Origin of the sequence: Clostridium neonatale (assembly GCF_001458595.1) — a bacterium.
GTDB classification, from domain to species: Bacteria; Bacillota; Clostridia; order Clostridiales; family Clostridiaceae; genus Clostridium; species Clostridium neonatale.
This window is the reverse complement of the sequence record NZ_LN890328.1, coordinates 2,145,863-2,160,330: the sequence shown is the minus strand read 5'-3', so window position 1 is coordinate 2,160,330 and position 14,468 is coordinate 2,145,863. Positions and strand designations below refer to the sequence as shown.

At 29.2% G+C, this 14,468-nt stretch carries 12 protein-coding genes, 1 riboswitch and 1 other annotated feature (1 of these 14 cut by a window edge); of the genes, 8 read left to right on the top strand and 4 right to left on the bottom strand.

Annotation, left to right across the window (positions count from 1 at the left end; genetic code table 11):
- Positions 1-80 precede the first annotated feature (80 nt).
- Positions 81-1,454, bottom strand: a complete 1,374-nt coding sequence (locus tag BN2920_RS16670) for a DUF2334 domain-containing protein (RefSeq protein ID WP_058296106.1) — start codon at positions 1,452-1,454, stop codon at positions 81-83.
- A gap of 188 nt (positions 1,455-1,642) precedes the next feature.
- Positions 1,643-1,720, top strand: a riboswitch (ZMP/ZTP riboswitch).
- Positions 1,721-2,102: 382 nt separating this feature from the next.
- Between BN2920_RS16670 and pflB the strand changes: the two genes are divergently transcribed.
- The gene (gene pflB / locus BN2920_RS16665; protein ID WP_058296105.1) at positions 2,103-4,337 is read left to right on the top strand and encodes a formate C-acetyltransferase; all 2,235 of its coding nucleotides are present in this window, start codon (positions 2,103-2,105) and stop codon (positions 4,335-4,337) included.
- 266 nt (positions 4,338-4,603) lie between these two features.
- Positions 4,604-5,323 (top strand): pyruvate formate-lyase-activating protein, encoded by a 720-nt coding sequence (pflA, locus tag BN2920_RS16660; protein WP_058296104.1) that lies wholly within the window; start codon positions 4,604-4,606, stop codon positions 5,321-5,323.
- Positions 5,324-5,410: 87 nt separating this feature from the next.
- Here the strand turns inward: pflA and rd are convergent, their stop codons facing one another.
- Both rd and BN2920_RS16650 read right to left on the bottom strand, forming a co-directional pair.
- The gene (rd, locus tag BN2920_RS16655) at positions 5,411-5,572 is read right to left on the bottom strand and encodes a rubredoxin (RefSeq protein WP_058296103.1); all 162 of its coding nucleotides are present in this window, start codon (positions 5,570-5,572) and stop codon (positions 5,411-5,413) included.
- A 200-nt stretch (positions 5,573-5,772) separates the two neighbouring features.
- A complete protein-coding gene (locus BN2920_RS16650; protein ID WP_058296102.1) occupies positions 5,773-6,393 on the bottom strand; it encodes a 3'-5' exonuclease in 621 nt (206 codons plus the stop codon).
- 246 nt (positions 6,394-6,639) lie between these two features.
- Here BN2920_RS16650 and BN2920_RS16645 point away from each other — a divergent pair, with 246 nt between their 5' ends.
- From BN2920_RS16645 to BN2920_RS21120, 3 genes are all read left to right on the top strand, one after another.
- Entirely contained in the window at positions 6,640-7,596 is a 957-nt protein-coding gene (locus tag BN2920_RS16645; protein ID WP_058296101.1) for an L-lactate dehydrogenase, read from the top strand.
- A gap of 232 nt (positions 7,597-7,828) precedes the next feature.
- Positions 7,829-8,836 (top strand): aspartate--ammonia ligase, encoded by a 1,008-nt coding sequence (gene asnA / locus BN2920_RS16640; RefSeq protein ID WP_276325930.1) that lies wholly within the window; start codon positions 7,829-7,831, stop codon positions 8,834-8,836.
- Between the two features lie 92 nt (positions 8,837-8,928).
- A protein-coding gene (locus tag BN2920_RS21120; protein ID WP_230132317.1) for an IS3 family transposase occupies positions 8,929-10,352 on the top strand; the annotation gives its coding sequence in 2 pieces (ribosomal slippage) (positions 8,929-9,418 and positions 9,418-10,352; 1,425 coding nt in all).
- A gap of 92 nt (positions 10,353-10,444) precedes the next feature.
- Here the strand turns inward: BN2920_RS21120 and BN2920_RS16625 are convergent.
- Positions 10,445-11,422, bottom strand: coding sequence for a biotin--[acetyl-CoA-carboxylase] ligase (locus tag BN2920_RS16625; protein WP_058296099.1), 978 nt, complete (start codon positions 11,420-11,422; stop codon positions 10,445-10,447).
- A 140-nt stretch (positions 11,423-11,562) separates the two neighbouring features.
- Here BN2920_RS16625 and BN2920_RS16620 point away from each other — a divergent pair, with 140 nt between their 5' ends.
- From BN2920_RS16620 to BN2920_RS16610, 3 genes are all read left to right on the top strand, one after another.
- Entirely contained in the window at positions 11,563-12,600 is a 1,038-nt protein-coding gene (locus tag BN2920_RS16620) for a phosphodiester glycosidase family protein (protein WP_058296098.1), read from the top strand.
- Positions 12,601-12,619: 19 nt separating this feature from the next.
- Positions 12,620-13,657, top strand: a complete 1,038-nt coding sequence (locus tag BN2920_RS16615) for a hypothetical protein (protein WP_058296097.1) — start codon at positions 12,620-12,622, stop codon at positions 13,655-13,657.
- Between the two features lie 91 nt (positions 13,658-13,748).
- A complete protein-coding gene (locus tag BN2920_RS16610; protein WP_058296096.1) occupies positions 13,749-14,393 on the top strand; it encodes a site-2 protease family protein in 645 nt (214 codons plus the stop codon).
- 43 nt (positions 14,394-14,436) lie between these two features.
- Positions 14,437-14,468, top strand: a binding site (T-box leader); it runs 187 nt beyond the window's last position.

Below are 14,468 nucleotides of genomic sequence, written 5' to 3'. Positions count from 1 at the left end.
AATAGTATATTAAATAATATTATTATAAAAACATAGAGATAATTTGTGAATAACAAGTTACTCTATGTTTTTTATAATTACTATTTTGTTAATTGGCTAATGTGTATTGTTGCATAGTTGTTTTCTTTTAATGATTGTACAATTTGTTTTAATGGTGAGTTTTCATCATATCGAATGTTTATGGAATTGTTATTTGTATCAAAATCTATATATCGAATTTCAATTGATGGATGATAAAAGAAACTATGAAAAATTTCTGGATTAGTATTATTCAATGCATTAATTAATTTTTTTGTATCTTTAGGCTTATCAATGTATCCAAGAGGTGTTGGAACGTATAAATTATTAGTCTTTGTTTTATATAAATGATTTATAGAATCATTATATGGCTCGTAAAGCAATTGAAAATAATTATTTATAACATTTTCTTGTAATTCTGTGGCACTATAATGAGGTGATTCAAAAAAAGTGATAGGAATATTTAATGCAGAAGCGGTATCGATTCCGTTTTCAACAACTTTTTTAGTATCAGAAACGTTATTATTTATGTCTTTTGATAATTCTTCACCTACAGCACTTCTTGAATTACCATGCTGATGAGTATAGCCATGCAAACCTATTTCGGCATTTTTATTTATTAAATAATCTAGTAAATTTACAAATCCAACATTAACCATATTATTTTTAGATAGTAAATCATTATCTATATTATCAGAAGGTGCTTTAAATCTAGGTATCCATCCAACATGGAATTTGATATTATTTTCATATAAATAATCAGCCATAAATTTTACTTTGGCTTGATTTTTATCAGAGAAATTTGAATCTCCACAAGTAAAATCTTCAAAACGTATCATTGCAATGGGGCGGTTAAATTTATTATAGATTGGATTAGGTTGTATTTTTTTTATTGTTGAATTTAGCAATTGTATATTTTGATTCTCAAAATTAAAAATTGCTTCTAAATTAAAAATTTCTTCTATGTCAGATATAGAAATATAGTTTTCATTATTATATTTCAATAAATTGCCGCGAAGTTTTTTCTCTTTTGAATTTGTAGTAAAAGAATTTCTACTTAGAATTATTACATCGTTACTATTATTCTTAATTAACTTAAAAGAATTTTTATATGGTGTAATAGAATAATCTAGCTTTTTGCAAATATAAGGTAAAGGAATATAATATCGTTGGGCTTTAAGTATCATTGGAATATTCGTGATATTTTTTTCGCTTAAAATATCTAATGAAACTCCACGTACTTTTGTTGTAGGCATATTTTCGAATAATATTTTGGGATTATATGAACTTTTAAAAGTATTACTTGGTAGTTTTGAAGAATATAAATTATTATTAATTAATATTGGGATATCATTTATACAGTTAAAATAAAAAAAGAGAGCTAGTATACTGAAAGATATAAGTACCAAAGTATATACCTTTAATTTCTTTTTCATAAATGCATCACATTCCTTTAATGTTTATTTCTATGGACAATATTTGTAAATAAAATCAATTATAAATGTAAAATGTGTCAAAAGTGTGTTAAAATTCAAAAAACATATTAATAAAAACGTATTTTATATAATAAAGAAATATAATAAAAATATTGACAATAATATAATAATATAGTATTTTTATATTATATTAGTCATATGACTGACGGAAGTGGGATAACCACGTGGAGTATGACAAAAAATAGCCGACCGTCTGGGCAATAAGCACAGATAGTAGGCTATTTTTTTATTTATATAAAATCCCACTACAATATTGCATAAATATAAAAAATATTTTTATAGAATTATATGTAATTACATGAACATTATTACTAAAAATATAAAAACATCATTAGAACCAATATATTTATTAATAATACTTAATAATCAAGTAGATGAATAATAATCAATTAATTCATTATTAGTGTATTTAAAGAATAAATTAACGAAAATGGATTTTAATTGAGAAAAATTTTCATTGACAAGCTTAATGCAATTGGTTACAATATAAGTGAAGAGTTTGAGAAAAATTTAACAAACTCTTGGGATTGTATATAAAATAATTATAAACTTTAATTTTGAAGTTATAAAATTTGGAGGAGGGTGACTATGTTTAAACAATGGGAAGGCTTTAAAGAAGGTACTTGGCAAGAAGGAATTGACGTAAGAAACTTTATACAAAAGAATTATAAATTATATGAAGGTGATGGCAGCTTTTTAGAAGGACCAAGTGAAAAGACAAAGAAAGTATGGGATAAGGCATACGCATTAATAGTAGAAGAAGTTAAAAAAGGAATTATCGATGTTGCAACTGATAGAGTATCAGGTGTTGATAATTACGATGCTGGATATATAGATAAAGATAATGAAGTTATAGTAGGACTTCAAACAGATGCTCCACTTAAGAGAATTGTTAATCCTTTTGGTGGAATGAGAATGGTTCAAAGTTCATTAAAAGAATATGGATATGAACTTGACCCAGCTATTACAGAACATTTCTCTAAATATAGAAAGACTCATAATGAAGGAGTTTTCGATGCTTATACAAAAGAAATAAGAACTGCTAGAACAGCAGGACTTTTAACTGGACTTCCAGATGCTTATGGTAGAGGAAGAATCATTGGTGACTACAGAAGAGTTGCATTATATGGAGTAGATTATTTAATTGAACAAAAGAAGGCAGATTTAGATAGCGAAAGCTTACACGGGGATATGCTCGATGAATTAGTAAGAAAAAGAGAAGAAGTTTCTATGCAAATTAGAGCTTTAGGTGAACTTAAATCTATGGCTGCTAAATATGGAATAGATATTTCTAAGCCAGCTAGTAATGCAGTAGAAGCTGCTCAAAGCCTATACTTTGGATATTTAGCAGGAATTAAGGAAAACAATGGAGCTGCTACTTCATTTGGTAGAACTTCAACATTCCTTGACATTTATATAGAAAGAGATTTAGAAGCAGGATTAATAGATGAAAAAGGTGCTCAAGAAATTATAGATCAACTTATCATCAAGTTAAGATTAGTTAGACACTTAAGAACTCCAGAATATAACGAATTATTCGGTGGAGATCCAACTTGGGTAACTGAATCAATAGGTGGTATGGGTATAAACGGAAGACCGCTTGTAACAAAGAACTCATTTAGATATCTTCATACATTAATAAACCTTGGAACTTCAGCTGAACCAAACTTAACAGTTTTATGGTCAGATAAATTACCAGAAAACTTCAAAAAGTTCTGTGCTGAAATATCAATAAAGACAGATGCTATTCAATATGAAAATGATGAATTAATGAGACCAGTTCATGGAGATGATTATGCAATAGCTTGTTGTGTATCTTCAATGACTGTTGGTAAGCAAATGCAATTCTTCGGAGCAAGATGTAACATTGCTAAATCATTATTATATGCTATTAATGGTGGAGTGGATGAATTAAAGGGAATCAAAGTAGTACCAGGAATTGAACCAATTACTGATGAGGTACTTGACTTTGCTAAAGTAAAAGAAAACTACTTCAAAGTTTTAGAATATGTTGCTAAGATCTACGTTGATACAATGAATATAATTCACAATATGCATGATAAATATGCTTATGAAGCAGTACAAATGGCATTGCATGATACTGAAGTAGGCAGATTAATGGCATTTGGTATAGCTGGCCTTTCAGTTGCAATTGACTCATTATCAGCTATTAAATATGCAAAAGTTAAACCGATAAGAAATGAAAACGGAATTGCTGTTGATTTCGAAGTTGAAGGAGATTTCCCTAAATACGGTAACGATGATGATAGAGCAGATGATTTAGGAGTAGAATTAGTTAATAAATTCTCAAGTGAACTTAAGAAACATCCATTATACAGAAATGCTAAGCATACATTATCAGCGTTAACAATAACTTCTAATGTTATGTATGGTAAGAAAACAGGAACAACTCCGGATGGAAGAAAAGCAGGAGAAGCTTTAGCACCAGGTGCTAACCCAATGCATGGAAGAGATGAAAATGGAGCTTTAGCATCACTTAACTCAGTTGCAAAAATTCCATGGATGAATGTATGTCAAGATGGTGTATCAAATACATTCTCAATTGTACCAGACGCACTTGGAAAAGATTTAGAACAAAGAAGTGTAAACTTAGTTAACATCTTAGATGGATATTTCACTCAAGGTGCATTCCACTTAAATGTTAATGTTCTTAACAGACAAACATTAATTGATGCAATGAATAATCCAGAACAATATCCAACACTAACAATTAGGGTATCTGGATATGCTGTTAACTTCAGCAGATTATCAAGAGAACAACAAGAAGAAGTTATAAAGAGAACATTCCACGAAAGTATTTAAATATAGCTACGTTACATTAAAATATATCATATATTTTATAAGGGGGAGGGGGATATAAATTCCTTTCCCTTTTTAAATTAAGAAACTTGATAATTCTTGATGTTAGATTATTAATTATTACTAAAAGATATTTATATAAAAATTTTGAATATGAATTTTAAGAAGTTTTTGGGAAATTTAATAAAAATGATATTTTAGTATTGAAAAATGAAAGTTAATCAATGTAAAATATTATATCTTTAAAGCAGTGAAAAGAGGTGAAGAATATGAAAGGAAAGATTCATTCAATTGAATCAATGGGACTAGTGGATGGACCAGGAATAAGAACAGTGATTTTTTTTCAAGGGTGCAGCTTAAGATGTAAATTTTGTCATAATCCAGATACTTGGGCGTATAATGGAGGAAATGAGTATACTCCAGACGAATTGGTGAAAAAAATTGAAAGGTTCAAGACTTATTTTGTAAGCAGTGGCGGTGGTGTAACTTTTTCGGGTGGAGAGCCATTAAGACAACCAGAATTTTTACTAGAAGTATTAAAGCTCTGTAAAGCCAAAGGCATACATACATGCATTGATACAGCTGGATATGGTCTTGGAGGTTACGATGAAATATTAAAGTATACAGATTTAGTTTTATTTGATGTAAAACATATAAGTAGAGATGGTTATAAAGATGTTACTTTGATGGAAATAGATGAATCGCTAAATTTTTTAGAAGCTATGAAAAGAAATAACACTAAAATGTGGATAAGACATGTGGTAATACCAGGAATAACAGACGATATAGAACACTTGAAAAATGTAAAAAAGTTCATTGATAATATACCTAATGTAGAAAAGGTAGAATTATTACCTTATCACTTATTAGGAGCAAATAAATATGAAGTAATGAAGGTTAAATATCCTCTTGAAGGGGTAAAGGCCATGGATAAGGATCTTACTAAAAAGTATCAGGAAGAAATATTTAACCAATTAAAAAATAATTAACTAAAGAATAAAAAGAGACTATATGAGCATTCAAATTAAGGCAACTAAATAGATATCATATAGTCTTTGAAAGTGAATTAGTAATGGTTATTTAATTGGAGAAAAATTATCTTTATTAAATAAGCAAATCGGGCATACCCAATAATCAGGCAAATCAGAAAATTCTACACCGGGTTTAATTCCATTATTAGGATCTCCGATTTTAGGATCATAAATATATCCACACACTTCACAAACGTATTTTTGCATATTATCACCTCACTTAGAATTCTTAAAAACTAAAGCTAAGAATTTAGAAATTAAAAATTCTTAGGTAAATATATTATAATATATGATTTATATTATAATTGGTTAATACTTAATAATTTATTAAAAATCCATAAAAATACTCCACATATAAATTTTATAATAAAAAAATATGTGGAGAGAGTATTTTATTTATAAACTTGTTATTTCATTTGGTTATTTAATATATTTGAAAAGTATCCTTTTGGAAAGTGACCCTTTTTTAAACCTTCTATAACTGTCAGATATGTTGCGGCAGTATCAAACCTAGCATCATGATAATTTCCACTGCCTTCAAATAATTTTTCAGATGTATCTGAAATTTGTTTTTCTGAAATATTAAGCCAATCAATTACTTCAGATAATTTTGGATTTTTAATTTCTCCATTAGCCTTTGGAATTTTACAGATATCCCTATAGTATGCCATTGTGCAGAAAATATTTTTTGGCTCAAAGAATTCTCCAAGAGTAAGTAGTTCATGTTTCAAAAATCTAACATCAAAGTTTACATTATGTCCAATTAAGAAGTCAGATTCTTTAAAATCATCTATAAATTCTGGAACTAAATCTTCAAAATATTGACCATTTGATAGTTCATAAAGTTTTTCAAGAGAAAATCCATGTATTTCTTCTGCAGATGGCTCCATCTCATCAACGGTAAAAAAGAAGTTCTTACCAGTTGTAATTTGAGGTTTTGCACTTGCATCTACAGTTATATAACTTAATTGACATATACTACCGGGCTTTACGCTTGTAGTTTCAGTATCAAAAAATAATAATTTCATTATTTGTACCTCCAATTTGTACATAAGTTTGTATATTTATTATCAACTTGTTAAATTTAATTATATAGTATTTACGAGAAATTTCAAATGATATATAATGTATACGGATTTTATAATAATAATTATTATTAATAGGGAATGATTAACTATTGAAATATATTGTTACCTATTAAGGAAAAAATAACAATTAATAAATAATTATATTAGTGCTAATAATATGATTATCAAGTATTAGGAGGCTTTAATATGGCAAAAACAGTACGTAAAGTATCAATAATCGGAGCAGGTTTTGTTGGAGCAACAACTGCATATGCTTTAATGAACAGTGGTGTAGCTACTGAAATCTGTATATCTGATATCAATGCAGACAAAGCAATGGGAGAAGCTATGGACTTAGTTCATGGAACATCTTTTGTTAAGCCAGTAAGAATATATGCAGGTGACATTAGTGAAACTAAAGATTCTGATATAGTAATAATTACAGCAGGAGCGGCTCAAAAGCCAGGCGAAACTAGATTAGACCTAATTGAAAAGAATTATAATATATTTAAAAGCTTTATACCACAAATTGCAGCAGCAAGTCCAAATGCAATTTTATTAGTAGTTTCAAATCCATGTGACGTATTAGCTTACATCACTTACAAATTATCAGGATTCCCTAAGGAAAGAGTTATAGCATCAGGTACAGTTCTTGATACATCAAGATTAAAGCACGTTATCGGTAAGTACTTTAATGTTAATAACAACAACGTTCACGCATATATATTAGGAGAACATGGTGATAGCGAAGTAGCAAGTTTTAGTACAGGAAGCATAGCTGGTGAAACTTTTGCTCAATATGCTAAGAAATTTAACTTAGAATGGAACAAAGAAGTAGAGGCAGTTCTTGAAAATGACGTTAAGAGAGCGGCTTATGAAATAATAAATAGAAAAGGTGCAACTTACTTTGCAATAGGTCTTGCAACAACTAGAATAGTAGAAGCTATATTAAGAGATGAAAATACAATCTTAACAGTTTCAACATTAATGCAAGGTGAATATGGAATTGATGATGTTTACTTAGCAGTACCAACAGTTGTTAATGCAGATGGTGCGGTAAGAATAGTAAATCCTGAAATAACTGATGAAGAAGAATTAAAGAAATTAAGAGATTCAGCAGCAGTATTAAAAGAAAATATTCATAAAGTTATTGACAATAAATAATAAATTTTAATTTCATTTGACGTAAAGAAAAAAATTTAATATAATAAATATAGCATTTAAAAGGTTAAGAATGTGTACATTCTTAACCTTTTAATATATAAATTTAAACATATATAATTTTATAAATAATAAATATTTAAGATTTAGAGTATAAGAGTATATAAATTACTACTTATAAAGATAAAGAAATTTAGCATTAAGCTAATAAATATTTTAGGAGGCTAAAATGAATATTGAAGGAGTAATAATACCTAAACATTATAAATCTAAAAATTCTTTAATAGAAACAGAAGTGCACATAAAAAAAATAAAAGATTTTTTTGAACAAGCTTTGGCGGAAAAATTATGCTTAACTAGAGTATCAGCACCATTATTTGTTGAACCTAATACAGGAATCAATGATAATTTAAATGGTGTAGAAAGACCGGTAAGCTTTGATTTATTAGAAGCTAAAAAAGATGTTCAAATAGTGCATTCACTAGCAAAGTGGAAAAGATACAGTCTTCATAGATATAACTTTGAATGTGGCCAAGGTCTTTATACAGATATGAATGCAATAAGAAGAGACGAAGAGTTAGATAATTTACATTCAATTTATGTAGATCAATGGGACTGGGAAAAGATAATAAATAAAAGTGATAGAAATATTAACACTTTAAAAGAAACTGTGAAAAAAATTTATGAAGTATTTAAGTCTACTGAAGATTTTGTATGCAAAAATTTAATTAATGAAGATAAATTCTTACCAGAAGAAATTTTCTTTATTACAACTCAAGAACTTGAGGATATGTATCCAGATAAGACACCAAAAGAAAGAGAAGATCTTATTGCAAAAGAAAAAGGTGCTGTATTTATAATGCAAATAGGTGGAGTATTGAAGTCTGGTAAAAAACATGATGGACGTTCACCAGACTATGATGACTGGAATTTAAATGGAGATATAATATTCTATTATCCTTTACTAGAAAGAGCTTTTGAAGTTTCTTCTATGGGTATAAGAGTTGATGAAGAATCGCTAGATAGACAGTTAAATATTTCAGGCTGTAACGATAGACGTGAACTTCCATTCCATAAGATGCTTCTAAATGGAGAACTTCCTTATACAATTGGTGGCGGAATTGGTCAGTCAAGAATATGTATGTATTTCTTAAGAAAAGCTCATATAGGAGAAGTTCAAGCTTCTGTTTGGGATGATAAGAATATGCATATATGTGAAGAGCATGGAATAACTTTATTGTAAATCATATTTGATTTTTTGAGATTAAAAGGAATTGAGTTTGAACCGACCCCAAAAAGTTAGACCAAAAATCTAATGATTTGGAGGTCGGTTTTTTGGCAAAATATAGTTATGAATTCAAAAAAGAAGTTGTTCAAGCGTATTTGGATGGTAAAGGTGGTTATAAATTTCTTGCGAAAGAGTTTGGTATTCCTTCTCCAAGCAAGGTTAAATTATGGGTTGATAATTACCGTACATTAGGCGATGAAGCGTTGATGCGTTCAAGAAAAAATGAATCTTTTACTTTCGAATATAAACTTCATGTAGTAGAATTATATCTAACAAGTGAGGTCTCATATCAGGAGTTAGCCCTTCAAGAAAGGATACATAATCCAACGCAAATAGTTAAGTGGGTAAATGATTTTAGAATTGCTGGTCCTGATGCTTTGCGGCCGAAGAAGAAGGGACGAAAGATATCGTTGGAATCATCAAATAAATTGTCTAGTAAAACAGAATCCGCCGAAATTGTTTCAGTTGACACTACTGCTGAACATGTAAAACAGCTTGAAGATGAATTGCTCAAGCTCAAAATTGAGAACGCATATTTAAAAGAACTGAGGAGGCTGCGTTTAGAGGAGGAAGCTCTTCTGAAAAAACAGCGAGAATCATCCACAGCCTCCGAGGAGAATTCAAATTAAAAGATATTCTCGCAGTTGTAGGCTTTCCAAAAGCGACATACATGTATTGGCAAAAGCGATTTAATAGAGAAAATCCTAATAAAGAACTAGAAGAAAAGATCCTTGAAATACGTAGTATTAATAAAGATTGGGGTTATCGACGTGTATACGGAGCACTACGTAAACAAGGAATACTTATAAATAAAAAGAAAGTTCAGAGAATTATGCAAAAGCTTAATCTTCAGGTGACTTCCTTTACAAGAAAGAGTCGTAAGTATAGTTCATACAAGGGTAAAGTTGGAAAGGTTGCTCCTAACAGAATTCATAGACGTTTTGACACACAGATTCCTCATCAGAAAATCACAACAGATACTACTGAGTTTAAGTATTATGAGGTTGATGATAAGGGACGAATGATAATAAAGAAACTATACTTAGATCCATTCATGGATATGTGTAATAGAGAAATCTTAAGCTATGGAATATCTCAACATCCGTCAGCGGCCAATATCATGGGAGCACTAAACCAGGCAATTGAAATCACAGCTGATTGTCCATACAGAAGAACTTTTCATTCTGATCAAGGTTGGGCTTACCAAATGAAAGCTTATGTACACACTCTTAAAGAAAATCGAATTTTTCAAAGTATGTCCCGAAAGGGCAACTGCCATGACAATTCAGTAATGGAGAACTTCTTTGGAATAATGAAACAGGAAATGTACTACGGCGTTGTTTACTACAGTTATGATGAACTCAAAGAGGCAATAGAACAATACATCAAGTACTACAATGAACAAAGAATTAAAGAGAAACTAGGATGGATGAGTCCCGTAGAATACAGGCTCAACCTCTTGGCTGCATAAAAATAGCGTAGCAGCCATTAAAACTGCTACGCTTAAAAAGTCTAACTTTTTGGGGTCACCTCAGTTCTTATGAACATTCAATTCCTTTTAATTTAATTGTTGTTTAATCCGTTAAAAGTTATTTCACCAGATAAAACAGTTTTTTCATTACCATTACTATCTTTAACAATAAGATTGCCACTGTCAGATAAAGACAAGCAAGTAACAATTTCTTCACTATTATAAGTTATCAATTTAGCTTTTTTACCGAATATGATAGAATTAGCTCTACAAATATCTATAGTTTTCTTCAAATCTAAATTATTCAAAAAATCTAAATATAATTCTTCAAAATGATTTAAATATCCAGCTATAATTTTACTCCTATCAAAATCTCTATTAAATTTTGATTTTAAAGAAGTAGCAATATTCCTAATATTATCATCAAAGAAATCAGAATCTATATTTACATTTATGCCTGTACCAACTACTAAATAATCTACGGCATCCATGTCACCTTTCATTTCAACAAGAATTCCACAAAGTTTTTTTCCATCTATATGTATATCATTAGGCCATTTTATAGTGGATTTTATTCCTAAGTCTTCTAAGGATTTAAATACAGCAGCAGCTGCAATTTGAGTCACTTTTGGTGCTTCAATTGGAGGAATATTAGGTCTTAATACTAAGCTGCACCATATTCCACCTTTAGGAGAAATCCATTTACGGCCTAAACGTCCACTTCCTCCATTCTGCTCCTCAGATATTATAAGGCTCCCATCAGTAAGATCATTAGAAGCTAGTTCTTTTGCTTTTATATTTGTAGAATTTATAGAATCAAAGTGAATTATATTTCTACCTATTGTTTTAGTTTTTAAATTTGGAATAATAGAATTTGATGTTAATAAATCTGGCTCTGAAATTAATTTATACCCTTTATTTGAAATTCCTTCTATTATATAGCCTTTTTTCTTTAGATTATTAATATGTTTCCATATAGCAGTTCGTGAGACATTCAAATTAGTACTTATATATTCACCTGATATATAATCTTCAGCATTTTTTAGTAAAGTTAAAATTTCATATTCCATAATAAATATCCTCCTATATGGAATTATATCATAATAAAAAATATACTCTAGCGTTTTATAATGAAGTATTATATAATTAATTTTGTTATAAATAAATACGGAAATATATTTTTATTAGACAATTTAGAGAGGATATTAATATGAATACAAATGGAAAGAATGTAAATAGAAAAGGAAAAAAGAAGATAAAAAAAGTTAAAAAGAAAAATAAGAAGAATTTATTTTCGATAATTGTTTCTTTTCTTATATTTGAAGCAGTGTTTACTGCTTGTACATTTCCGTTCATACTACTTTATGGTCCCTTTGAAGAGGCAAAAAGAGTATGGGTAGGTGCAGCTATGACAAGCATGAGTCATCAATGGCTGGCTACAGCTTTTTTATCAGATGAAAAGATATCAGAAATACAAGGTACTACTACTGAAGTAAATGAAGTTACAAATGTTTCGGATATACAAATACCAACGATTAAAGATGATACAATTGAAGCAAAGGTATTTAATAGTGATAACGGGAAGTATACTGGATACTATCTTATAGTAAAAGATCCAACTAGAATAAAAGTAGGCTATAGTTCTAAACTTAAAACAGAAGGAGAAACCACTTCACAAATTGCACAAAATAATGATGCAGTTGCTGCTATTAATGGAGGCGCATTTACAGACTCATCTTCATCAGCACAATGGACAGGAAATGGTGGGTTACCTAGTGGACTTATTATGAGTGGTGGAGGAATTGTATTTAGTGATATAGGTGGAGAAACGGGTAAAACTGATTTACTAGCTTTCACCAAAGAAGGAAAAATGATAGTTGGAAACTATTCTATAAAAGAATTAAGAGAATTTGGAGCGCAAGAAGCTTTAAGTTTTGGCCCGGTTTTAATATCTAATGGAAAAATGACGAAGATTGGAGTAGAATGGGGAATAGCACCAAGAACTGCCATAGGTCAAAGACTAGATGGTGCAGTAATTCTTTTGGTTATAGATGGAAGATCACTTGTTGGAAGTAAGGGTGCTTCATTAACAGAACTTCAAGAAGTTATGTACAAATTAGGTGCATATAATGCAATAAATTTAGATGGTGGAAAATCAACTACAATGTACTATGATGGTGAAATAATAAATAATCCGTCAAATAGTATGGGAGAAAGACCTATTCCATCAGCGATTATTGTTAAGTAAACTTTAAGGAGAGAAGATAATGAAGATGTTTAAAAAGTTCATTGTTTGGGGAATATTATCAGTAATGTTACAATTTTCTGGACTGTATGTATTAGAGAATACTATATTTAAACACACCTCAAATATTAATTCAGAAGATCTTGATTTAAATAAAGGTAAAGCTGAAAATGTTAAAGGAACAGTACCAGGTACTGCAGAACAAATAACAATATCTTTCAATGGAAAATATCTTACATATGTAGAAAATGGCAAATTATTTGTTGAAGAAGCTAAAAGTGGTACTATACAAGAAGTTGTGACGCAAGATAATGGAGAAATAATGTATCATAAGTGGTTATCTGACAGAAATAGACTTATAATAGCTGAAAAGATAATGAAAGATGGTACAAATGTTATTCAACTTATTACATATGATCCAAAAGATAATTCTGAAATTGTAGTTAAAACAATATGTGACTATCAAGATAATATGGAAATAAATAAGATCAGTGCATCTGTTCTTACTGGTGTATACTATATTGATGTTTATAAAGGAAGTATGAAGAGTGTTCTTTATAGAATTGATAGAAATGATAAGTTGACAAGAGAAAGTATAAGAGCTGACGTTCTTGGAAATATAGAAGTAATTCCAAGAGAAGATAGATTGGTTTATGAAGATAGAATTAATAATAAGTTCTATATAACAAATCCAAGCGATAGATTAGAATTTAACTCAAATAAAAATTTGGCATTACTCGGAATAGATAAAGAAGGTGTTGTTTATATAGGTGAACTTGATGGTGAAAAAGTATCAAGTATAACTTATGGAAAACCTGAAGAAGATACTTCAACATGGAAGAAAATTGACCTGGAAGATGTAGTTAATAAAAATGATTTGTATTTTAATGAAAAAAGTGAAATATTAATAAATCATAATTTAGAGGGAAAAGTTAAAAACTTAATGACAGGAAAAGAAGTTGAATATGAAGGAAAGCTTATTGAAATAAAAGAGGACTTCATAGCAACTGTCGATAATAATGGAAATCTAAAATACATGGATTTAGAAGAAAATAAATAGTTTGATTAATGACAATAGATGAAAGCAAAATTAGTTTTTAAAATTTGCTTTCATCTATAATTTTATATATTAATTTTTATGAGGAGGAATAATGGGGAATTTTAATATTTATGATAAAGCAATAATGATACCAGCTATATTAATTGCATTTGCATTTCATGAGTTTGCACATGCGTTTGTGGCAGATAAATTAGGAGATGATACTCCACGATATGAAGGTAGACTTACTTTAAATCCAGCAAATCACATTGAACCAGTTGGATTTTTAATGATAATAATATTCGGATTTGGATGGGCAAAACCAGTCAGGACTAATCCATCAGCATATAGAAATTATTATAGAGATGACTTCTGGGTTAGTATTGCAGGGCCGATTGCTAATTTTCTAACAAGTATACTTTTTACGATTATTTTTGCATTCTTTTTAAAATATGTGGATATAAATATGTCACAAAACAGTGCTATTAATGTTTTTTATGATATGATAAATGAAGTGATAACTCTTAATGTTCTTCTTGGATTTTTTAATTTGTTGCCTATACCTGGATTTGATGGATTTCATGCTTTAAAAGATCTTTTTAGAGGAGGGCTAAATAATATTGAAGAGAAGTTATGGCAGATTAGACCACTATTATTGATTGGAGCAGTATATTTTGCGGGAAATATTATATCAGCACCTGCAAATTTAGTCATAAGATGGTTATCTAATATTGTAAATCTTATAGTATTTAGTTGACAAATTTTAATTATATTCGTATAATGTATGAAGATTAATATAGAAAAATTCTAAGAAAAGAAGAGTACTTTATTT